Source organism: Kaistia dalseonensis (assembly GCF_030814715.1).
Taxonomy (GTDB): Bacteria; Pseudomonadota; Alphaproteobacteria; order Rhizobiales; family Kaistiaceae; genus Kaistia; species Kaistia dalseonensis.
In genome coordinates this window covers 1-22,735 of the sequence record NZ_JAUSVO010000009.1, presented here as the reverse complement: position 1 = coordinate 22,735, position 22,735 = coordinate 1, and the positions used below count along the sequence as shown (strand labels likewise).

The 22,735-nt window shown below is 63.1% G+C and carries 19 protein-coding genes and 1 tRNA gene; 19 read left to right on the top strand and 1 reads right to left on the bottom strand.

Annotation, left to right across the window (positions count from 1 at the left end):
• The coding region (locus QO014_RS24415; RefSeq protein ID WP_456077695.1) for an EF-Tu C-terminal domain-related protein at positions 1-95 on the top strand (95 nt) is incomplete at its 5' end.
• Between the two features lie 133 nt (positions 96-228).
• Positions 229-498 (top strand): hypothetical protein, encoded by a 270-nt coding sequence (locus QO014_RS24410; RefSeq protein ID WP_266351396.1) that lies wholly within the window; start codon positions 229-231, stop codon positions 496-498.
• A gap of 8 nt (positions 499-506) precedes the next feature.
• On the opposite strand, the gene QO014_RS24405 is transcribed toward QO014_RS24410, so the two are convergent.
• Positions 507-1,661 carry a citrate synthase gene (locus tag QO014_RS24405; protein WP_266351395.1) on the bottom strand — a complete coding sequence of 385 codons (1,155 nt, stop codon included), beginning with the start codon at positions 1,659-1,661 and terminating at the stop codon, positions 507-509.
• A gap of 97 nt (positions 1,662-1,758) precedes the next feature.
• Here QO014_RS24405 and QO014_RS24400 point away from each other — a divergent pair, with 97 nt between their 5' ends.
• The 17 genes from QO014_RS24400 to QO014_RS24320 all read left to right on the top strand — a co-directional run.
• A complete protein-coding gene (locus QO014_RS24400; protein WP_266351394.1) occupies positions 1,759-2,841 on the top strand; it encodes a citrate synthase in 1,083 nt (360 codons plus the stop codon).
• A 100-nt stretch (positions 2,842-2,941) separates the two neighbouring features.
• Positions 2,942-3,017 (top strand) — tRNA-Trp (locus QO014_RS24395).
• 97 nt (positions 3,018-3,114) lie between these two features.
• Positions 3,115-3,315: a preprotein translocase subunit SecE gene (gene secE, locus QO014_RS24390; RefSeq protein WP_266351393.1), complete on the top strand. Its 201-nt coding sequence runs from the start codon at positions 3,115-3,117 to the stop codon at positions 3,313-3,315.
• A gap of 15 nt (positions 3,316-3,330) precedes the next feature.
• Positions 3,331-3,861: a transcription termination/antitermination protein NusG gene (gene nusG / locus QO014_RS24385; protein WP_266341291.1), complete on the top strand. Its 531-nt coding sequence runs from the start codon at positions 3,331-3,333 to the stop codon at positions 3,859-3,861.
• Positions 3,862-4,006: 145 nt separating this feature from the next.
• Positions 4,007-4,435, top strand: a complete 429-nt coding sequence (gene rplK, locus QO014_RS24380) for a 50S ribosomal protein L11 (RefSeq protein WP_266351392.1) — start codon at positions 4,007-4,009, stop codon at positions 4,433-4,435.
• A gap of 2 nt (positions 4,436-4,437) precedes the next feature.
• A complete protein-coding gene (gene rplA / locus QO014_RS24375; RefSeq protein WP_266351391.1) occupies positions 4,438-5,136 on the top strand; it encodes a 50S ribosomal protein L1 in 699 nt (232 codons plus the stop codon).
• A gap of 337 nt (positions 5,137-5,473) precedes the next feature.
• A complete protein-coding gene (gene rplJ / locus QO014_RS24370) occupies positions 5,474-5,956 on the top strand; it encodes a 50S ribosomal protein L10 (RefSeq protein WP_266351397.1) in 483 nt (160 codons plus the stop codon).
• Between the two features lie 44 nt (positions 5,957-6,000).
• Positions 6,001-6,378, top strand: coding sequence for a 50S ribosomal protein L7/L12 (gene rplL, locus QO014_RS24365; RefSeq protein ID WP_266351390.1), 378 nt, complete (start codon positions 6,001-6,003; stop codon positions 6,376-6,378).
• A 144-nt stretch (positions 6,379-6,522) separates the two neighbouring features.
• Positions 6,523-10,653: a DNA-directed RNA polymerase subunit beta gene (gene rpoB / locus QO014_RS24360; RefSeq protein ID WP_266351389.1), complete on the top strand. Its 4,131-nt coding sequence runs from the start codon at positions 6,523-6,525 to the stop codon at positions 10,651-10,653.
• A 96-nt stretch (positions 10,654-10,749) separates the two neighbouring features.
• On the top strand, positions 10,750-14,982 hold the full coding sequence (rpoC, locus tag QO014_RS24355) for a DNA-directed RNA polymerase subunit beta' (RefSeq protein WP_266351388.1): 4,233 nt from the start codon (positions 10,750-10,752) through the stop codon (positions 14,980-14,982).
• A 267-nt stretch (positions 14,983-15,249) separates the two neighbouring features.
• The gene (locus tag QO014_RS24350; RefSeq protein WP_266351387.1) at positions 15,250-16,530 is read left to right on the top strand and encodes an alpha/beta hydrolase; all 1,281 of its coding nucleotides are present in this window, start codon (positions 15,250-15,252) and stop codon (positions 16,528-16,530) included.
• Positions 16,531-16,627: 97 nt separating this feature from the next.
• On the top strand, positions 16,628-17,950 hold the full coding sequence (locus tag QO014_RS24345) for an esterase-like activity of phytase family protein (RefSeq protein ID WP_266351386.1): 1,323 nt from the start codon (positions 16,628-16,630) through the stop codon (positions 17,948-17,950).
• Between the two features lie 152 nt (positions 17,951-18,102).
• Positions 18,103-18,552 carry a cupin domain-containing protein gene (locus QO014_RS24340; RefSeq protein ID WP_266351385.1) on the top strand — a complete coding sequence of 150 codons (450 nt, stop codon included), beginning with the start codon at positions 18,103-18,105 and terminating at the stop codon, positions 18,550-18,552.
• A 427-nt stretch (positions 18,553-18,979) separates the two neighbouring features.
• Positions 18,980-19,351: a 30S ribosomal protein S12 gene (gene rpsL, locus QO014_RS24335; RefSeq protein WP_073058749.1), complete on the top strand. Its 372-nt coding sequence runs from the start codon at positions 18,980-18,982 to the stop codon at positions 19,349-19,351.
• Between the two features lie 18 nt (positions 19,352-19,369).
• Positions 19,370-19,840 (top strand): 30S ribosomal protein S7, encoded by a 471-nt coding sequence (gene rpsG / locus QO014_RS24330; protein ID WP_266351384.1) that lies wholly within the window; start codon positions 19,370-19,372, stop codon positions 19,838-19,840.
• A 24-nt stretch (positions 19,841-19,864) separates the two neighbouring features.
• The gene (gene fusA, locus QO014_RS24325; RefSeq protein WP_266351383.1) at positions 19,865-21,940 is read left to right on the top strand and encodes an elongation factor G; all 2,076 of its coding nucleotides are present in this window, start codon (positions 19,865-19,867) and stop codon (positions 21,938-21,940) included.
• A 49-nt stretch (positions 21,941-21,989) separates the two neighbouring features.
• Positions 21,990-22,735, top strand: a 746-nt coding sequence (locus QO014_RS24320; protein ID WP_266351382.1) for an elongation factor Tu, incomplete at its 3' end; no start/stop codon positions are given.

Genomic DNA, 22,735 nt, shown 5'->3' with positions numbered 1-22,735 from the left:
TCGTTCCGATCGCCATGGAAGAGAAGCTGCGCTTCGCTATCCGCGAAGGCGGCCGTACCGTCGGCGCCGGCGTCGTCGCCAGCATCATCAAGTAATCAAGGCGGGATGCGACCGCATCCCGCTTTTGGCCTGCCCAACCGGTTGGCCATCCATTCGAAGCGCAAGCGCGGCTGATCCGCGCTTGCGCTTTTTTCGTTTCTGGCCCTGTCGTTCTGGGCGGGCTCCGCCATGCCGGCAGCGGCCTTCTGTCCAGACCGGCCACCCTGCAAGGGATGTGGCTGCAAGGGTGGACCCGGCTATCGCGGGCCGGACGGAAACTGTGTCGGCTACAAGGCGCTCGCCCGCGTCTGCGGCACGCCGCCCGAAACCCGATGCGTGTTCGAAAACGCACCCGGCACGGGCGCCAATCGCGAATGCGCGCTCGAACCGCGCAAGCCGAAGATGGTCGCGCCACCCGCTGGGCCCGATGATCAGCCCGCGCCGCTCACTGCGCCCTGAGTTTGAGGTTAATCGCCGAGGGTCGGGCCGACATAGCGGGCGCGGGGGCGTATCAACTGGCCGCTCGCGGCTTGCTCCAGCGCATGGGCGATCCAGCCGACCGAGCGCGCGGTCGCAAACAACGTCAGCGCGGCGTCGCGTGGCAGGCGGAAGGTCCGTTCGAGCAGCACGAGCGCGACATCGATCGACGGCGCGAGGCCGGTGGCGTCCCGCGCGGCGTCGAGGAAGGCGCGCTCCCGCTCGCCCAAAGGCACAGCACCAAGCAGCGCGCCGGCGCGCGGGTCACCGTCGGGATAGAGCCGGTGCCCGAAGCCCGGTATCGCCTCGCCGCGCGCCAGCCGCGCCGCAACAGCGCTCTCCGCGTCGCCGGTGCGTCCGATCTCGTCGAGAAAGGCCGCAACGCGTCGCGTGGCACCGCCATGGGCGGGCCCGGACAGCGTGACGAGGCCAGCGATCAGCGCATGTGTCAGCGAGGCGCCAGTGGAGGCCGTCACCCGCACCGCGAAGCTGGAGGCGTTCAACTCATGGTCTGCCGCCAGCACCAGCGCGCGGCGGATAGCGTCGGCGGCGGCAGGTGCCTGCCATGTCTCGGCCATGGCGCGGTGGAGTGGGCCATCGACCAGCCAACGCCCGATCGCCGCCGAGGCGATCGTCCGCACCAGTCGCGCGGCCCGCGTGAGAAGGCGTGTGCCGGCTTCGCCGGGCAGGGCAGTGGGCAGATCGGCCGCGAGCGCGGCGACGGCGCGGTCGATCGGCGTGCCGTCCGGCGGCGGCTCCCATCCGATCCGGCCGCGAAAGGCGACGGGGCCCATCTCCCAGAGCAGTGCCGCGATATCCTCCAGCGTCGCCGTTTCCGCCAGCGTCACCGCATCATGGCCGCGAAAGGAGAGGCGATCAGCCTCGATGCTCGACAGGTGGGTCGGCAGGACCGGCATGCCCCAATCGAGCGCAGTCGCAGCCGCCATTGCGGGCCGTCTCTGCCGGCGCTTCTTCTCGGCGAGCGCGTCGATGTCGGCCAGCGAATAGAGCCGGGCGCGCGGGTCGTCGGGCTGAGGGCGCGTCCGCACAAGGCCGCGGCTGACATAGGAATAGAGCGAGGCCGCGCGGATGCCGAGCCGCCGGCTTGCCTCGCTCGCATCCACAAAGCCGGTCAGGTCAGTCATGTCGCGATCCTATATTGATCTATCGAATCAAGATTGAAGCCAGAATCCATCTAATCAATGTTTCGACACATCGAACAGCAGGAAGATGGAGATGAACATGTCGAACGGGTTGGCGGGAATCGTCGCGGCGGAAACGGTGCTGAGCGATGTCGATGGCGAGGGTGGCCGCCTGATTCTGCGCGGCTATGAACTCGCCGATCTCGCTGGGCGGGTGTCATATGAGGCGGCTGCTGCGGTTTTGTGGGAAGGCTTCGTGACCGATGCCGGGGCGAGCGCGCTGCAGCAGGCGATCGGGGCTGGGCGCGCCGCCGCCTATGAGCGCTTTGCCGGCGTGGCCGCGAACGGCTTCGGCGCCCTGGAGCCGGTCGAGGCCATGCGGCTGCTCCTGGCGGGCATTGGTGACAGCGATACCCTGGCGGCGCCCGCAGCCCTTGTCGGCGCTACCGGTGTGGCCGCCGCCATGGCGATCGCCGCCAGCGAGGGCAGGGGTGTGTCACAGCCCGATCCCGCGCTGCCGCACGCGACAGACCTGCTGCGTATGATATCCGGCCATGCGCCCTCCGCTGCGGCCGCGCGGGCCTTTGAAACCTACATGGTCACGGTGATCGACCATGGGCTGAATGCCTCCACCTTCGCCGCTCGTGTGGTCGCCTCGACCGGGGCCGGGCTGACCTCGTCGCTGGTCGCGGCGTTGTCGGCGCTGAAAGGGCCGCTCCATGGCGGCGCGCCGGGACCGGTGCTCGATATGCTCGACGCGATCGGCGCGCCAGAGAATGCCGAAGCGTGGATGGAGGCTGCGTTGGCACGGGGCGAGCGAATCATGGGGTTCGGACATCGCGCCTACCGCGTGCGCGACCCGCGCGCCGACGTGCTGCGTGCAGCGCTGACCGAGATGGGTGGCGGGGCAGGGCGGCTCGACCAGGCCCGTCAGATCGAGGCGGCGGCGCTCGCCGTGCTCAAGCGGCGGAAGTCGGGCCGGCGCCTCGACGTCAATGTCGAATTCTATACCGCCCTCCTCCTCGACGCGCTCGATATCCCCCGCTCCGGCTTCACTCCGGTCTTCGCGGCGGCGCGGGCGGCCGGCTGGATCGCGCATGTATTGGAACAGCAGAAGACGGGCCGAATCATCCGTCCGGACTCGCGCTATGTCGGCCCGGAGCCGCTCGCCAAGGCCGGTTGATCCACAGGCTTGCCGCTTCTCGTGGAAGCGTGCTGCGTGGGGATTGCGTCGGCACGCCGAGGCGGCTATGTAATCGCCAATCGGGCTCGCCCGGGCGTGCAGGGGTATAGCTCAGCTGGTAGAGCGACGGTCTCCAAAACCGTAGGTCGTAGGTTCGAATCCTACTGCCCCTGCCAAATTAACACTTGAGGAATCGTTTGATCGGTTCTATGTAACGCTTCCCAGCGGGGTGCGCAGACAGACGTTTGCGCGCCCGCAAGCCGTGAGCGGGTAATGGCCACCAAGACTAATCCATTTACGTTCCTCCAGCAGGTCCGTTCGGAGGTATCCAAGGTTGTTTGGCCTTCGCGCCGCGAGGCTGCTATCACCACCGCGATGGTTTTCGTGATGGCGATCGCCGCGAGCCTGTTCTTTACGTTGATCGACTTTGCCCTGAGCTGGGGTGTCCAGCTGCTGCTTGGTCTCGGAAGCTGAGACGAGGAAGCATCAATGGACAAGCGTTGGTATATCGTTCACGCCTATTCGAACTTCGAAAAGAAGGTTGCGGAATCGATCCGCGAGCAGGCCGTGCAGCGCGGCCTGGCCGATCTTTTCGACGAGATCCTGGTCCCGACCGAGAAGGTCGTGGAGGTGCGTCGTGGCCGTAAGGTCGACGCCGAGCGCAAGTTCTTCCCGGGCTATGTGCTGGTGAAGATGGCGCTGACGGATGATGCCTATCATCTGATCAAGAACACGCCGAAGGTGACCGGCTTCCTCGGTTCCGACAATCGGCCGATGCCGATTTCGGAGGCTGAGGCGAACCGCATCATTCATCAGGTGCAGGAGGGCGTCGAGCGCCCCAAGCCTTCGGTCAGCTTCGAGGTCGGCGAGCAGGTCCGCGTTTCGGACGGTCCGTTCGCATCGTTCAACGGTCTCGTCGAGGAAGTCGACGAGGTTCGTGCGCGGCTCAAGGTTGCCGTGTCGATTTTCGGGCGCGCCACTCCGGTGGAGCTCGAATACGGTCAGGTCGAAAAGGTCTGATCTCAAGGGGTGTGGGAGGCTGCGGCGCTCGCCAGGCGTCGACGGCCCGACCACGCCATTCCTGCCAGCGGATTGTGCTGGTGCCGGGTCGGCATGATGCCGATCCACCTCGTCGGCGGGTTGCCGGCATGGGAAAGGAACAGAGATGGCAAAGAAAGTTGCAGGCTACCTGAAGCTTCAGGTGAAGGCCGGCTCGGCGACCCCGTCGCCGCCGATCGGTCCCGCGCTCGGCCAGCGCGGCATCAACATCATGGAATTCTGCAAGTCGTTCAACGCGCAGACCCAGGAAATGGAGAAGGGTTCGCCCGTCCCGGTCGTCATCACGTACTACCAGGACAAGTCGTTCACCTTCGTCATGAAGACGCCCCCGGTCAGCTACTTCCTCAAGAAGGCTGCCGGCGTGTCTGCTGGTTCGAAGACCCCGGGCAAGGGTTCGGCCGGTCAGGTGACTCGCGCCCAGCTCCTCGACATCGCGTCGAAGAAGCTCAAGGATCTGAACGCCGAGAACGTCGAAGCGGCGTCCCGGATGATCGAAGGTTCCGCCCGGTCGATGGGCCTCACGGTGGTTGACTGATCATGGCTCATCACGGAAAGCGCGTTCTGAACGCCCGCGAGGGTATTGATCGCAACAAGCTCTATCCGATCAGCGTGGCTGTCTCGCTGCTCAAGGATCGTGCGACTGCGAAGTTCGACGAGACGATCGAGGTTGCGCTCAACCTCGGCGTTGATCCGCGTCACGCCGACCAGATGGTCCGCGGCGTCTGCAACCTGCCGAACGGTTCCGGCCGTACGGTCCGCGTGGCGGTCTTCGCCCGTGGCGCCAAGGCCGAGGAAGCAAAGGCTGCCGGTGCCGATATCGTCGGCGCCGAGGATCTGCTCGAGATCGTCCAGGGCGGCACGATCGATTTCGATCGCTGCATCGCGACCCCGGACATGATGCCGCTCGTCGGCCGTCTCGGTAAGGTGCTCGGCCCGCGCGGCCTGATGCCGAACCCGAAGGTCGGTACGGTGACCATGGACGTGGCGACGGCTGTCGCGGGCGCCAAGGGCGGCTCGGTCGAGTTCCGCGTCGAGAAGGCTGGTATCATCCATGCCGGTATCGGCAAGGCGAGCTTCGACGCCGAGAAGCTGATCGAGAACATCAAGGCTTTCACCGACGCCGTGCAGAAGGCACGTCCGACGGGCGCCAAGGGAACCTTCGTCCAGAAGGTTGCCGTGTCCTCGACCATGGGCCCCGGCATTCATGTCGACCCGGCTTCGGTCATCGGCGCGTAAGCGTCGGATACTGAGTTTTCCGCCCGGGTGACCGGGCGGAAGAAGGCCGGATGGTTCGCCATCCGGTTGCTACCTGTCCGAGACTGCAGGGGCCGGCTACCGGCTTAATCTCCTGCATAGACGGGGGAGAGAAACGATTTTCCCGGTGAATGCCGGAAAATCAGTTCGAACCTCTTATGCCCGGCGGCTCGCAAGAGCAGCGGGGGGACAGGCCTGGAAGCGTCGTTGCCGGTTTTCCGGCGGCGGCAAACGCAACCGGCGGTCCCGACCGCAATGTCGGCCGCCAACTGGAGAGAGGCAAGTGGAGAAAGCGGAGAAACGCGAACTTGTCTCGACGATGAACGAGGTCTTCAAAGAGACCAACGTCGTCGTCGTGGCACACTATGCCGGCCTCACGGTCGCCGAGCTGACTGCCCTGCGTGGCAAGGCTCGCGTCGCTGGGGTCAGCGTGAAGGTCGCAAAGAACCGCCTCGTCAAGCTCGCTCTTCAAGGCACGGACTCTGCCCACATTGCGGACCTGTTCACAGGTCCGACGCTCGTCGCTTACTCCGACGATCCCGTGGCAGCGCCCAAGGTCACGTCCGAATTCGCCAAGACGAATGACAAGCTCGTCATTCTCGGCGGCGCAATGGGCAAGACCAATCTGGACCCGAACGGCGTCAAGGCTCTTGCCACGCTGCCGTCGCTGGATGAACTGCGCGGTAAGCTCGTCGGCCTGCTTCAGGCCCCGGCGACCAAGATCGCGACGGTTGTCAGCGCTCCCGCGGCGCAGCTCGCCCGCGTGTTCGGTGCCTATGCCAAGAAGGATGAAGCGGCGTAAGGCCGTTCACCTACACTCTAACGTTCGAACTGATAGGAACTAAAATGGCTGATCTTTCCAAGATTGTCGAAGAGCTCTCGAGCCTCACCGTTCTCGAGGCTGCCGAGCTCTCGAAGCTCCTCGAAGAGAAGTGGGGCGTTTCGGCCGCGGCTCCGGTCGCGGTTGCGGCTGTCGGCGGCGGTGCCGCTGCTGCTGCTCCGGTCGAAGAGAAGACCGAGTTCGACGTCATCCTCGTTGAGGCTGGCGCGAACAAGATCAACGTCATCAAGGAAGTCCGCGCGATCACCGCTCTTGGCCTCAAGGAAGCCAAGGACCTGGTCGAAGCCGCTCCGAAGGCCGTGAAGGAAGCCGTCTCGAAGGACGAGGCTGCCAAGCTCAAGGCTCAGCTGGAAGGCGCCGGCGCCAAGGTCGACGTCAAGTAAGTCGATTGAAGACAAGGCCGGCCCCGGATCGCCGGGGCCGGTTCCCATCATGGTCCATCGAAGGGACCGCTATCCTGAGAGCCGCGCCAAAACGCGGCTATACGGCTTTTCGGATAGCTGTTCTTGAACGTAGAAGGAGCGAACATGGCCCTGGAATTCACCGGTCGTAAGCGCATCCGCAAGATCTTCGGGTCGATCGGCGACGTCGCCGAGATGCCGAACCTCATCGAGGTTCAAAAGGCATCATACGACCAATTCCTCATGGTTGAGGAAGAGAAGGGCGGACGTCCAGACGAAGGTTTGCAGGCCGTCTTCAAATCCGTTTTTCCGATTTCGGACTTTTCGAACACGGCCCTGCTCGAGTTCGTCCGGTACGATTTCGACCCGCCAAAGTATGACGTCGACGAGTGCCGCCAGCGCGGCATCACCTTCTCGGCACCGCTCAAGGTGACGCTGCGCCTGATCGTGTTCGATGTCGATGAGGACACCGGCGCGAAGTCCGTCAAGGACATCAAGGAGCAGGAAGTCTACATGGGCGAAATGCCGCTCATGACGTCGAACGGCACCTTCATCGTCAACGGCACCGAGCGCGTGATCGTCTCGCAGATGCACCGTTCCCCCGGTGTATTTTTCGATCACGACAAGGGTAAGACGCATTCGAGCGGCAAGCTGCTCTTCGCCGCCCGCATCATTCCCTATCGCGGTTCCTGGCTCGATATCGAATTCGACGCGAAGGACATCGTGTTCGCGCGCATCGACCGTCGCCGCAAGATTCCGGTGACGTCGCTGCTGTTCGCGCTCGGCATGGACGGCGAGGAGATCCTCGACACGTTCTATTCGAAGATCGTCTACCAGAAGGTCGGCGAAGGCTGGCGCGTGCCTTATGATCCGGCGCGCATGCGCGGCATCAAGGCCACCGTCGACATGATCGATGCCGATACCGGCGAAGTCGTCGTCGAGGCCGGCAAGAAGCTGACCGCGCGTGCCGCGCGCCAGCTGGCCGAGAAGGGCGTCAAGGCTCTCAAGGTCGTCGACGAGGATCTGCACGGCAACTATATCGCCGAGGACATCGTCAATCCGTCGACCGGCGAGATCTATGCCGAGGCGGGTGACGAGATCACCGAGAAGCTGCTCATCGTCCTGGACGATGCCGGCTTCGACGAGATCACCGTTCTCGACATCGACCACATCAATGTCGGTGCGTATATCCGCAACACGCTCGCCGCCGACAAGAACGAGACGCGCGAAGACGCGCTGTTCGACATCTACCGCGTCATGCGTCCGGGCGAGCCCCCGACCATGGATTCGGCCCAGGCCATGTTCCAGTCGCTGTTCTTCGACAGCGAGCGCTATGACCTGTCGGCCGTCGGCCGCGTGAAGATGAACATGCGCCTCGATCTCGATGCGCCCGACACGATGCGCGTGCTGCGCAAGGACGACATCCTCGCTGTTGCGAAGATGCTGGTCCAGCTGCGCGACGGCAAGGGCGAGATCGACGACATCGACAATCTCGGCAATCGCCGCGTGCGTTCGGTGGGCGAACTCATGGAGAACCAGTATCGCGTGGGTCTGCTCCGCATGGAGCGCGCGATCAAGGAGCGCATGAGCTCGGTCGAGATCGGCAACGTGATGCCGCAGGACCTGATCAACGCCAAGCCGGCGGCTGCCGCCGTGCGCGAGTTCTTCGGTTCCTCGCAGCTGTCGCAGTTCATGGACCAGACCAATCCGCTCAGCGAGATCACGCATAAGCGTCGTCTCTCGGCGCTTGGCCCGGGCGGTCTGACGCGCGAGCGCGCCGGCTTCGAGGTGCGCGACGTGCACCCGACGCATTACGGCCGCATCTGCCCGATCGAAACGCCGGAAGGCCCGAATATCGGCCTGATCAACTCGCTCGCGACGTTCGCCCGCGTGAACAAGTACGGCTTCATCGAGAGCCCCTATCGCCGGATCAAGGATGGCGTCGCGACCAGCGACATCATCTATCTCTCGGCGATGGAGGAATCGAAGTACTACGTCGCGCAGGCCAATCTGAAGCTCGACAAGGAGGGCAAGCTGACCGACGACCTGATCGTGACCCGCCATGCCGGTGAGAACGTGATGGTTCCGGTCGAGCGTGTCGACTTCATGGACGTGTCGCCGAAGCAGGTCATCTCGGTCGCCGCATCGCTGATCCCGTTCCTGGAGAACGATGACGCGAACCGCGCCCTGATGGGCTCGAACATGATGCGCCAGGCGGTGCCGCTCGTCCGTGCCGAGGCACCGTTCGTCGGAACCGGCATGGAGGCCGTCGTCGCCCGGGATTCCGGCGCTGCGATCGCCGCCCGCCGCGGCGGTATCGTCGACCAGGTCGACGCGACCCGTATCGTCATCCGTGCCACGGAAGATCTCGATCCGTCCAAGTCGGGCGTCGATATCTACCGGCTGATGAAGTTCCAGCGTTCGAACCAGTCGACCTGCATCAACCAGCGTCCGCTGGTGCGTGTCGGTGACCGCGTCGGTCGTGGCGACATCGTTGCCGACGGTCCGTCGACGGATCTGGGCGATCTGGCGCTCGGCCGGAACGTGCTCGTCGCGTTCATGCCGTGGAATGGCTACAACTTCGAGGACTCGATCCTCCTTTCCGAGCGCATCGTGTCGGATGACGTCTTCACCTCGATCCATATCGAGGAGTTCGAGGTCATGGCGCGCGATACCAAGCTCGGCCCGGAGGAAATCACGCGCGACATTCCGAACGTTTCGGAAGAAGCGCTGAAGAACCTCGACGAAGCCGGCATCGTCTATATCGGCGCCGACGTCCAGGCCGGCGACATCCTCGTCGGCAAGATCACGCCGAAGGGCGAAAGCCCGATGACGCCGGAAGAGAAGCTTCTGCGCGCCATCTTCGGTGAGAAGGCGTCCGACGTTCGCGATACCTCGCTCCGCGTGCCCCCGGGTGTGACCGGAACGATCGTGGAAGTGCGCGTGTTCAATCGGCATGGTGTCGAGAAGGACGAGCGCGCGATGGCGATCGAGCGGGAGGAAATCGAGCGTCTCGCCAAGGATCGCGACGACGAGCAGGCGATCCTGGACCGCAACGTCTATGGCCGTCTGGTCGACATGCTGAACGGCAAGACCGCTTCGAGCGGCCCGAAGAACTTCAAGAAGGAGAGCGTGCTCTCCCGTGAAGTTCTGGAGGAGTATCCGCGCAGCCAGTGGTGGCAGTTCGCCGTCGCCGACGAGAAGCTGATGGGCGAGATCGAAGCCCTCCGCACCCAGTATGACGAAAGCCGCAAGCGGCTGGAGAAGCGCTTCATCGACAAGGTCGAGAAGCTGCAGCGCGGTGACGAGCTGCCTCCGGGCGTGATGAAGATGGTCAAGGTCTTCGTCGCGGTGAAGCGCAAGATCCAGCCGGGCGACAAGATGGCCGGCCGTCACGGCAACAAGGGTGTCGTGTCGCGGATCACGCCGATCCAGGACATGCCGTTCCTCGAGGACGGCACGCATGTCGATATCGTGCTCAATCCGCTCGGCGTGCCGAGCCGCATGAATGTCGGCCAGATCCTGGAGACGCATCTGGGCTGGGCTTGCGCCGGCATGGGGCTCAAGATCGGCAAGATGCTCGAGGACTACAAGAAGACGGGCGACACCAAGCCGCTCCGCCTGACCCTCGACGGCATCTATGACGGTCCGAAGGACGAAGCAGTATCCGAGCTCGACGACGACTCGGTCATCCGGATGAGCCAGCACCTGAAGAAGGGCGTCTCGATTGCGACGCCGGTCTTCGACGGTGCGCGCGAGCCGGATATCGTCGACATGCTCAAGGATGCGGGTCTGGAATCCTCCGGTCAGGTCGTTCTCTATGACGGCCGTACGGGCGAGACCTTCGATCGCAAGGTGACGGTGGGCTACATCTACATGCTCAAGCTGCACCATCTGGTCGACGACAAGATCCATGCCCGTTCGATCGGCCCGTACTCGCTGGTCACCCAGCAGCCTCTGGGCGGCAAGGCGCAGTTCGGCGGTCAGCGCTTCGGCGAAATGGAGGTGTGGGCTCTCGAGGCCTATGGCGCCGCCTATACGCTGCAGGAAATGCTGACGGTGAAGTCGGACGACGTGGCCGGCCGCACCAAGGTCTATGAGGCGATTGTCCGTGGCGATGACACGTTCGAGGCCGGTATTCCGGAATCGTTCAACGTGCTCGTCAAGGAAATGCGGTCGCTGGGCCTCGACGTCGAGCTGAACCAGTCCAAGAAGGACGGTGCGGTGGTCGAAGAACTTCCGGACGCGGCGGAGTAATCCGCCGCGGTCCCTCGGAAGTCATAAAATTCAAAATGCGGTGGTTCGCATGGGGCGAGGGCCTCGACGGACCACCGGCATGAAAGGAGATCGGCGATGAATCAGGAAGTCGCGAACATCTTCAATCCGCTGGCTCAGCCGGCACAGAACTTCGATCAGATCCGCATTCACATTGCGAGCCCGGAGAAGATTCTCTCCTGGTCGTATGGTGAGATCAAGAAGCCGGAGACGATCAACTACCGTACGTTCAAGCCCGAGCGTGACGGCCTTTTCTGCGCGCGCATCTTCGGACCGATCAAGGACTACGAGTGCTTGTGCGGCAAGTACAAGCGCATGAAGTACAAGGGCATCATCTGCGAGAAGTGCGGCGTGGAAGTCACGCTCGCGCGTGTTCGGCGCGACCGCATGGGCCATATCGAGCTCGCGGCGCCCGTCGCTCACATCTGGTTCCTGAAGTCGCTGCCGTCGCGCATCGGCATGCTGATGGACATGACGCTCAAGGATCTCGAGCGCATTCTCTATTTCGAGAACTATGTCGTCATCGAGCCGGGCCTCACGCCTCTGAAGGAGCGTCAGCTCCTCTCCGAGGAAGAGTATCTGCGCGCCCAGGACGAATATGGCGATGACTCGTTCACCGCCCTGATCGGCGCGGAAGCCATCCGCGAGATGATGATGGCGCTCGACCTCGAGAAGCTCGCCGTCGATCTGCGCGAAGAGATCGCGACCTCGACCTCGGAGCTGAAGCCCAAGAAGCTCGGCAAGCGCTTGAAGCTCGTCGAAGCCTTCATCGAGTCCGGCAATCGCCCGGAATGGATGATCATGACGGTCGTTCCGGTCATCCCGCCGGATCTGCGTCCGCTCGTCCCGCTCGATGGTGGCCGCTTTGCGACCTCGGACCTGAACGATCTCTATCGCCGCGTCATCAACCGCAACAATCGTCTGAAGCGGCTGATCGAACTGCGCGCGCCTGACATCATCATCCGCAACGAGAAGCGCATGCTGCAGGAGGCCGTCGACGCACTGTTCGACAATGGCCGCCGTGGTCGCGTCATCACGGGTGCCAACAAGCGCCCGCTGAAGTCGCTCTCCGACAACCTCAAGGGCAAGCAGGGTCGTTTCCGCCAGAACCTTCTCGGCAAGCGCGTCGACTATTCCGGCCGCTCCGTGATCGTCGTCGGTCCGGAAATGAAGCTGCACCAGTGCGGCCTGCCGAAGAAGATGGCGCTCGAGCTCTTCAAGCCGTTCATCTATTCGCGCCTCGACGCCAAGGGCTTCTCCTCCACGGTGAAGCAGGCGAAGAAGCTCGTCGAGAAGGAGCGGCCGGAGGTCTGGGATATCCTGGACGAGGTCATCCGCGAGCATCCGATCCTTCTGAACCGCGCTCCGACGCTGCACCGCCTCGGTATCCAGGCGTTCGAGCCGGTTCTGATCGAAGGCAAGGCGATCCAGCTGCATCCGCTCGTCTGCTCGGCCTTCAACGCCGATTTCGACGGCGACCAGATGGCTGTGCACGTTCCGCTGTCGCTCGAAGCGCAGCTGGAAGCGCGCGTGCTCATGATGTCGACGAACAACATTCTGCATCCGGCCAATGGTCAGCCGATCATCGTGCCGTCGCAGGACATCGTCCTCGGCCTCTATTATCTGTCGATCATGGCGGAGAAGGAGCCGGGCGAGGGCATGATGTTCGGCAACATCGCCGAGATCGATCATGCGCTGGCCGCCAAGGCGATCACGCTGCATACCAAGATCAAGGGCCGCTACAAGGGCGTGGACGCCGCCGGCAACGTTGTCTCGAAGATCTATGAGACGACCCCCGGCCGCATGCTGATCGGCGAATTGCTGCCGAAGCACCACAACCTTCCCTACGACGTTGTCAACAAGCTGATGACGAAGAAGGAAGTGTCCAACACGATCGACGCCGTCTACCGCCATTGCGGTCAGAAGGAGACGGTCATCTTCTGCGATCGCATCATGGCGCTCGGCTTCCGTGAAGCCTGCCGTGCCGGCATCTCGTTCGGCAAGGACGACATGGTCATCCCGCCGACCAAGGTGAAGCTGGTCGCGGAGACGCAGGCGCTCGTGAAGGATTACGAGCAGCAGTACAATGACGGCCTGATCACCTTTGGTGAGAAGTACAACAAGGTCGTCGACGCCTGGGCGAAGTGCGGTGACGCGGTCGCGGCAGAGATGATGAAGGGTATTTCGGCTGTCCATCTGGACGCCGAGACCGGACGTCAGAAGCCGATGAACTCGATCTACATGATGAGCCATTCGGGTGCCCGTGGTTCGCCCACGCAGATGAAGCAGCTTGCCGGTATGCGCGGTCTGATGACGCGTCCGTCGGGCGAGATCATCGAGAACCCGGTTATCTCGAACTTCAAGGAAGGTCTGACCGTTCTCGAGTACTTCAACTCGACGCACGGTGCCCGTAAGGGTCTCGCGGACACCGCCCTGAAGACGGCGAACTCCGGCTATCTGACGCGTCGTCTCGTCGACGTGGCGCAGGACTGCATCATCATCGAGCAGGATTGCGGCACGACCAACGGTCTCAAGATGCAGGCCGTCATCGACAGCGGCCAGGTCGTCGCTTCGCTCGGCCTGCGTATCCTCGGCCGTACGGCCGCGGAGGACATCATCAACGCCGCGACGGGCGAGGTGCTGGTTCCGGCCGGTCATCTCATCGTCGAGCGCGATGTCGAGAAGGTCGAGAAGGCTGGCGTCCAGGCGGTCAAGATCCGCTCGGTGCTGACCTGCGACACCAAGATCGGCGTCTGCGCGGCCTGCTATGGCCGTGATCTGGCGCGCGGCACGACCGTGAACATGGGTGAGGCCGTCGGCGTCATCGCGGCGCAGTCGATCGGCGAGCCGGGCACGCAGCTCACCATGCGTACGTTCCACATCGGTGGCACGGCGCAGGTGGTCGACTCGTCGTTCATCGAGTCGAGCTTCGAAGGCACGATCGTGATGCGCAACCGGAACGTCGTTCGCGACTCCGGTGGCAAGCTGGTGGCACTCGGCCGCAACATGGCGATCGTGATCGTCGACAAGGACGGAACGGAGCGCGCGGTCAACCGCGTCACCTACGGTTCGCGCCTGCATGTCGACGAGGGCGATCACGTCAAGCGCGGCCAGCGCCTGGCGGAATGGGATCCCTATACCCGTCCGGTCCTCACCGAAGTCGAGGGCACGATCGGTTACGAGGATCTGGTCGAAGGCATTTCGGTGTCGGAGACGGCGGACGAGTCGACGGGCATCACGAAGCGCGTCGTCATCGACTGGCGCGCCAATCCGCGCGGCGGCGATCTGAAGCCGGCGATCGTGATCAAGGGCAAGGACGGCAAGGTGCTTAAGCTCGCCCGTGGCGGCGAGGCGCGGTACCTGCTTTCGGTGGAGACCATTCTCTCCGTCGATCCGGGGTCCGATGTCCATGCCGGCGACGTGCTCGCTCGTATCCCGACCGAAGGCGCCAAGACGCGTGACATCACGGGCGGTCTGCCGCGCGTGGCGGAGCTGTTCGAGGCTCGTCGTCCGAAGGATCACGCCATCATCGCCGAGATCGATGGCACGGTCCGCTTCGGCCGCGACTACAAGAACAAGCGTCGCGTGATCCTCGAGCCGGCCGAAGGCACGGTCGGTCTCGACGGCCAGCCGATGGAGCCGATCGAGTACCTGATCCCGAAGGGCAAGCCGTTCCATCTCCAGGAAGGCGATGCCGTCGAGAAGGGCGACTACATCATGGACGGCAACCCGGCGCCGCATGACATTCTGGCGATCAAGGGCGTGGAGGCACTGGCTGCCTACCTCGTCAATGAAATCCAGGACGTCTACCGGTTGCAGGGCGTGCAGATCAACGACAAGCACATCGAGGTGATCGTTCGCCAGATGCTGCAGAAGGTCGAAGTCGTCGATTCCGGCGAGACGGAGTTCTTCAACGGCGAGCAGATCGACAGGCTCGAGTTCGACCTGATCAACGAGAAGGCCAAGGCTGACGGCAAGAAGCAGGCGACGGGCAACCCGGTTCTGCTCGGCATCACCAAGGCCAGCCTGCAGACGCGGTCGTTCTTCTCGGCTTCGTCCTTCCAGGAGACGACCCGCGTCCTTACCGAGGCGGCCGTCAACGGCAAGGTCGATCCGCTCGATGGTCTCAAGGAGAACATCATTGTCGGCCGTCTGATCCCGGCCGGTACGGGTGGCACGATGAACCGCATCCGCGAGATTGCCTCTCGCCGCGACGCGCTCATCCTGGAAGAGCGTCGCCGCTCGTCCTCGGCGCCGACCCCGCCGGCACCGGGCGGATTGCTGGGCAATCTCTCCGGCGCTGCGGAGTAATTCGCAGCGAAGTGCAAGGGGAGGGCGCCGGCTTGGCGCTCTCCGATCAAGATCAAAGGCGCTCGGGTCTCCCGGGCGCCTTTTTCTTTGGGTCTGCGAGCGTCCTGCATTGATCCCGCCGCGGCGCGACAAATGGCAATGCCGGGCGAAACGTCCGTTGATGCTGTCGGGACACAGGCAAACCGTCACATGCATTGGCGTGCCCCTAGGGAAAGATGCAATCGGGGGCCGCGCGTGCTAAGGGCAGGCGAATGTCGGGGAACGAGTATGGTGCGCAACGCCTTGTATTGGGTTCGGATCGCGGTGAGCGGTCTGCTTGTGTCGGCGGTTCTGACTGCGTGCGCCGGGCGACCTGAGGGCGTTCTGCTTCCCGTCACAACGACAGTCGAAGGCGCGAGCCAGGTCGATCTGGCCGTTGCGACGACGCGCATGCGCTCCGACAACCGCGCGGTGCTCTTCACCGGCGAGCGCGGCTCGCAGCTCGATTTCGCCAATATCGTCGTTTCCATCCCGCCGGACTCGGTCCGCAAGGTCGGCGATGTGCAGTGGCCCAAGCGCCTGCCCGGAAACCCCGCGACGGACTTCGTGACCGTCAAGGTTCAGGATATGGACCTGGCCGCGGCGCGCAAATGGTTCAACGCCAAGATCAAGAAGACGCCGCACCGCCAGGCGCTCGTCTTCGTGCACGGCTTCAACAATCGCTTCGACGATGCGGTCTATCGCTTCGCCCAGATCATTCATGATTCGAAGGCGCCGGTGGTGCCGATCCTGTTCACATGGCCGTCGCGCGGCAGCCTGCTCGACTATGGCTATGATCGGGAGAGCACCAACTATTCGCGTGACGCGCTGGAGCGGTTGCTGAAGGCACTGGCCGATGATCCCAATGTCGACGAGGTCTCGATCCTCGCGCATTCCATGGGCAATTGGGTCACCCTTGAAGCGTTGCGCCAGATGGCGATCCGTAATGGTCGCATCGCGCCCAAGATCAAGAACGTCATGCTCGCTTCGCCCGACGTCGATGTCGACGTGTTCCGCAGCCAGATGGCCGATATCGGCAATAAGGGTCCGTCGATCACGCTATTCGTCTCGCAGGATGATCGTGCGCTGGCCGCCTCGCGCCGCATCTGGGGCAATGTCGAGCGCCTCGGCCAGATCAATCCCAACAGTGAGCCCTATTCGACGGAGCTCGCCGCGGACAAGATCACCGTCATCGATCTGACGAAGCTCAAGACGGACGACAAGCTCAATCATGGCAAGTTCGCCGCGAGCCCGGAGGTCGTGCAGGCGATCGGTACGCGCCTGGCCGACGGTCAGACGATCACCGATTCCCATGCCGGCCTCGGCGACAAGATCATCGCGGCCACCACGGGCGCCGCAGCCACCGTCGGCACGGCGGCCGGTCTCGTCGTCGCGGCACCGGTTGCCATCATCGATCCGAACACGCGCAAGAACTACAACGACAATGTCGACGCATTCGGGCAGGCGATCTCCGACACGGCTACCGCGACGGGCGACGCGGTGACCAGCACGACGACGATCGGGCGCTGAGCCCACAACCGCCGGTGTCATAGCCCCGACATCTGGGCGTCGCCGCGGTGAAATATCGAAGGGCTACGAAGCGCCGTTCCCCGAATGGAGATTCGTGATGACCCTTCGCCTTGCCCTGCTCGCCGGCCTTTCGCTCGCGGCGCTCACCACCAGCGCTCTCGCCGACCCGCAGGCTTTCGATGCTGTCCTGACCGGCCACGCCGTCCTGCCGGCCCAGACCTTCGCCGTGCCGCCGGCCGATGCCCCCGCCTCGCTTGCGGTCTCGGGCCGCTTCACCGCCGAAGGCGCCAATGCCGGCCGTCGCGTCGACCAGCTCAATGCCATATTCGACGAGAAGACCGGCCTCTCGCGTCCCTTCGTCGGCCAGCCGGTGCAGGGCTTCTCCGGCATTCGCGCGCTCGGGGACGGCACCTATGTGGTGCTGACCGACAATGGCTTTGGTGCCAAGGCCAATTCGGCCGATGCGATGCTGATGTTCCACATCGTTCGTCCGGACTGGGCGACCGGTCGCGTCGATGTCGTCAAGACGGTCTTCCTCAAGGATCCGAACCGCGCCGTTCCGTTCCGGATCGTCAATGAGAATACCGCCGAGCGCTACCTGACGGGTGCCGATCTCGACACCGAGAGCATCCAGAAGGTTGGCGACCACTATTTCATCGGCGACGAGTTCGGCCCCTATCTGATCGAAGTCGCGGCCGATGGCACAGTCCTCGCGCTCAAGGATACCGTTGTTGGCGGCGTGACCTATCGCAGCCCCGACAATTACGCCGTTGTGATGCCCGCTTCGCCCGACAAGCCGTTGCCGGAATTCAACGTCCGCCGCTCCAAGGGCTTCGAGGGCATGGCGCTGTCGCCCGACGGCAAGACGCTCTACCCGATGCTCGAGGGTGCTCCCTGGGACGCGAAGGCCGGCAAGCCGGTCGAGAAGTCGGGCAGGGCGGTCCTGCCGATCTTCACCTTCGACGTCGCCTCGAAGGCCTTCGGCGATACCACGATCTACTATCCGCTCGAGGACGCTTCGAACTCGATCGGTGACTTCAACATGATCGACGACCATCGCGCCCTGGTCATTGAGCGCGACCAGAACGCGGGTGGCGACTGGGCGGCGAAGCCTGCCAAGCTGAAGCGCGTCTATCTCATCGACATGAAGGCGACCGACGCCGACGGCGTGGTGAAGAAGATCGGCTATATCGACCTGATGGCGATCAAGGACCCGAACGGCGTCTCGCGCACCGGCTCGGCCAATGGCGTCTTCACCTTCCCGTTCGAGACGATCGAGAATGTCGACCGGATCGACGAGACGCACATCATCGTGGCGGACGACAACAACTTCCCGTTCTCGGTCGGCCGCGCCAAGGGCAAGGCCGACAATAACGAGTTCATCGTGCTTGATGTCGCGGAGTTCCTGAAGGCCGAGTGAGCCCGGGTTCAAATTGATCGCTCGGGACCGATGATCTTCGCGGGCGTTGCGTGAGGTGAGGGGCCGCTCTTCTGGGCGGCCCTTTTCTTTGCCGGCCTTCGCGCTATCAATGATCGACCGGCGCGCTCAATGTCGCCGGCAGGGGAGGATCCATGTCATCTATTCTGCTCACGCGTGCCGGGGCGGCTGCGCTTCTGCTGTTCGCCGTCGTGCCCGTCGCTTCGGCCGAGGACAGCTACAAGCCCGCGGTCAAGGTGAAACGCATCCTCCAGACTGAGACGACCACGAGCGGCGACCCGATCCGCTATCCCGATGTTACCGATCCGGAGGTGCAGACGCTGATCGTCGAAATTCCGCCAGGCGGGGAGACCGGTTGGCACGAACACCCTGTGCCGGCCTATGCCTACATCATGGCCGGAACGATCGAGGTCGAGTCGGAGACGGGCGCCAAGAAGACCTTCAAGGCCGGCGACTCGTTTGCAGAAATGGTCGGTCACAAGCATGACGGCCGAGTCGTTGGCGACGAAACCGTGCGAATCCTCATGATCGTCACCGGCGAAAAGGGGAAGCCCTTCTCCGTTCGCACCGATCCACCCCGCTGAGTCGTGCCGTTTAGGGCCCTCCCCTCAGGGGTGCACGAAGAATGTTACGCCGGCGCACCCTCTGCCGGCGTTAAATTGCGTGGAATGGCGCGAGATTGCACGATCCTTCGCGTCGTTCATCGTTTTAAAAGAACTTCACAGAGGGCTTGACGTGCCGGGGCCGAATAAGTAGGTTCCGCGAGCTTTCAAGCAGGTAGTAGGTCTTAAGTTTCCAGCGGCGCCACGTCGCGGAGTTTGAACCTAAACACTGCCTGGATCGATACAGACGTTAGACGACACGCATGATCGCGGCGTAAGCCGTGATCCTCTGTTTCTCGTAGCGCCTCCGTGATGAACGGAACGGGCGCTCTTCGTTTATGGCCGATAGGTCGTTTCGGAGTTGAGAGGCAGTGAGACACAGGACCGTAGGCTAGCTGAAAGGCGAAGCATGCCGACTATTAATCAGCTGATCCGCAAGCCGCGCCAAGCGCCGGCGAAGCGGAACAAGGTTCCCGCGCTGGAGCAGAACCCGCAGAAGCGGGGCGTTTGCACGCGCGTCTATACGACGACGCCGAAGAAGCCGAACTCGGCGCTTCGTAAGGTCGCCAAGGTTCGCCTGACCAACCAGTTCGAGGTCATCGGCTACATTCCTGGCGAGGGTCACAACCTCCAGGAGCACTCGGTCGTCATGATCCGTGGTGGCCGCGTGAAGGACTTGCCGGGCGTGCGTTATCACATTCTGCGCGGCGTTCTCGATACCCAGGGTGTCAAGAACCGCAAGCAGCGCCGTTCGAAGTATGGCGCGAAGCGTCCGAAGTAAGCCGGAGATCGAAGACCCATGTCCCGTCGTCACAGCGCCGAAAAGCGTGAGATCATCCCGGACCCGAAGTTCGGCGATATCGTCGTCACGAAGTTCATGAATGCCGTCATGTATGACGGCAAGAAGTCGGTTGCCGAAAACATCGTCTACGGCGCGTTCGACATCATCCAGAACCGCACCAAGCAGGAGCCCGTCGTGGTGTTCCGCCAGGCGCTCGACAACGTCGCTCCGCACATCGAAGTGCGTTCGCGTCGTGTCGGTGGTGCCACCTACCAGGTGCCGGTCGAGGTTCGGACCGATCGTCGTCAGGCGCTGGCCATTCGCTGGCTGCTGACGGCCGCTCGGGGGCGCAACGAGAAGACGATGATCGAGCGTCTGTCGGGCGAACTGCTCGATGCCTCGAACAACCGTGGCAATGCCGTCAAGAAGCGCGAAGACACGCACCGGATGGCTGAAGCCAACCGCGCATTCTCGCACTATCGCTGGTAACCGATCGTATAAAGGCAGACCATCATGGCCCGCACGCACAAGATCGAAGACTACCGTAATTTCGGCATCATGGCTCACATCGATGCTGGAAAGACGACGACGACCGAGCGCATTCTCTACTACTCGGGCAAGAGCCATAAGATCGGTGAAGTGCACGACGGCGCTGCGACCATGGACTACATGGAGCAGGAGCAGGAGCGTGGCATCACGATCACTTCGGCTGCCACGACGACGTTCTGGAATGGCAAGCGTCTGAACATCATCGACACGCCCGGCCACGTCGACTTCACGATTGAAGTCGAGCGTTCGCTGCGCGTTCTCGATGGCGCCGTCTGCGTGCTGGACTCGAACCAGGGCGTCGAGCCCCAGACCGAGACCGTGTGGCGCCAGGGCGACAAGTACCACGTGCCGCGGATTGTCTTCTGCAACAAGATGGACAAGACCGGCGCCAATTTCGACATGTGCGTTTCGGACATCAAGACCCGCCTCGGCGCGCGTCCGGTTCCGATCCAGCTGCCGATCGGCGCCGAGCAGGACTTCAAGGGCATCGTCGACCTCGTTCGCATGAAGGCCATCGTCTGGCACGATGAGAGCCTCGGCGCGAAGTATGACGAAGTCGAAATCCCCGCCGATCTTCTCGACAAGGCCGTCGCTGCCCGCGCCGAGCTGATCGAAGCCGCCGTCGAGCTCGACGATACGGCCATGGAAGCCTATCTCGAAGGCAACGAGCCGGATGAGGCGACCCTCAAGGCGCTGATCCGCAAGGCCGTGCTGCATTCGACCTGGTTCCCGGTCCTCACGGGCTCGGCCTTCAAGAACAAGGGCGTGCAGACGCTGCTCGACGCCGTCGTCGACTACCTGCCGTCCCCGGTCGACGTTCCGCCGACCAAGGGCATCGACGTCAAGACCGGCGATGAAGTCGAGCGTCACTCGACCGATAACGAGCCGCTTTCGATGCTCGCGTTCAAGATCATCGAAGACCCGTTCGGCATCCTGACCTTCGCGCGCATCTATTCGGGCGTGCTCCAGAAGGGTACGACGCTGCTCAACTCCACCAAGGAGAAGCGCGAGCGCATCGGCCGCATGGTCACCATGCATGCCAATTCGCGTGAGGACATCGATGAAGCCTTCGCTGGCGACATCGTTGCGCTCGTCGGCCTCAAGGAATCGCGTACCGGTGATACGCTCTGCGATCCGGCGCATCCCATCATCCTCGAGAAGATGGAATTCCCCGAGCCGGTCATCGAGATGTCCGTCGAGGCGGCCACCAAGACCGACCAGGAGAAGCTCGGCGTCGCTCTTCAGAAGCTCGCTTCGGAAGATCCGTCGTTCCGCGTTTCGACCGACAGCGAGTCCGGCCAGACCATCATCAAGGGCATGGGCGAGCTGCACCTCGACATCAAGATCGATATCCTTCGTCGTGCGCCGTACAACATCAACGTGAATGTCGGCGCGCCGCAGGTGGCTTATCGCGAGACCATCCGCAAGAAGACGGAAATCGACTACACTCACAAGAAGCAGACCGGCGGTACGGGCCAGTTCGCCCGCGTCAAGTTCATCATCGAGCCGAACGAGATCGGCGCCGGTTATACTTTCGAGAACAAGGTCGTCGGCGGTACGGTTCCGAAGGAATACGTTCCCGGCGTCGAGAAGGGCTTGAACTCGGTCATGACCTCCGGTCCGCTTGCGGGCTTCCCGGTCGTTGACGTCAAGATCTCCCTGATCGACGGCGCGTATCACGAGGTTGACTCCTCGGCGATCGCCTTCGAAATCGCCTCGCGTGCCGCTCTTCGTGAGGGCATCGAGAAGGCCAATCCGGCCCTTCTCGAGCCGATCATGAAGGTTGAAGTGGTCTCGCCGGAAGATTTCGTCGGTTCGGTCATCGGCGATCTGAATTCTCGTCGCGGCCAGATCCAGGGCCAGGACATGCGCGGCAACGCGAATGTCATCACCGCATTCGTCCCGCTCGCCAACATGTTCTCCTACGTGAACAACCTGCGCTCCATGAGCCAGGGCCGCGCGAGCTACACGATGCAATTTGATCATTATGAGCAGGTTCCGCAGGCCGTCGCTCAGGAGGTCCAGGCGAAATACGCCTAGGCCTTCAAGAGACACGCAAACCTGCTGATAGACACGACGGAGAAGTCCGATGGCTAAAGAGAAATTCGCGCGTACGAAGCCGCACTGCAACATTGGCACGATCGGCCATGTTGACCATGGCAAGACGTCGCTGACGGCGGCGATCACGAAGGTTTTGGCGAAGACGGGCGGCGCGACGTTCAAGGCGTACGACCAGATCGACGCGGCTCCTGAAGAGCGCGCCCGCGGCATCACGATCTCGACGGCGCACGTCGAATACGAGACGCAGAACCGCCACTACGCCCACGTCGACTGCCCCGGCCACGCCGACTATGTGAAGAACATGATCACCGGCGCGGCGCAGATGGACGGTGCGATCCTGGTCGTGTCGGCTGCCGACGGCCCGATGCCGCAGACGCGCGAGCACATCCTGCTCGCCCGCCAGGTCGGCGTTCCGGCGCTGGTCGTGTTCCTGAACAAGGTCGACCTGGTCGACGATCCGGAGCTTCTGGAGCTGGTCGAGCTCGAAGTCCGCGAGCTGCTGTCGTCCTACGACTATCCGGGCGACGACATTCCGATCGTCAAGGGCTCGGCCGTGGTCGCGCTCAATGACGGCGACGCCAAGCTCGGCGAGGATGCGATCCTCGAACTGATGACGGCTGTCGACACCTATATCCCGCAGCCGGAGCGTCCGATCGACCAGCCCTTCCTGATGCCGATTGAGGACGTGTTCTCGATCTCGGGTCGTGGCACGGTGGTGACGGGTCGCGTCGAGCGCGGCATCGTCAAGGTCGGCGAGGAAGTCGAGATCATCGG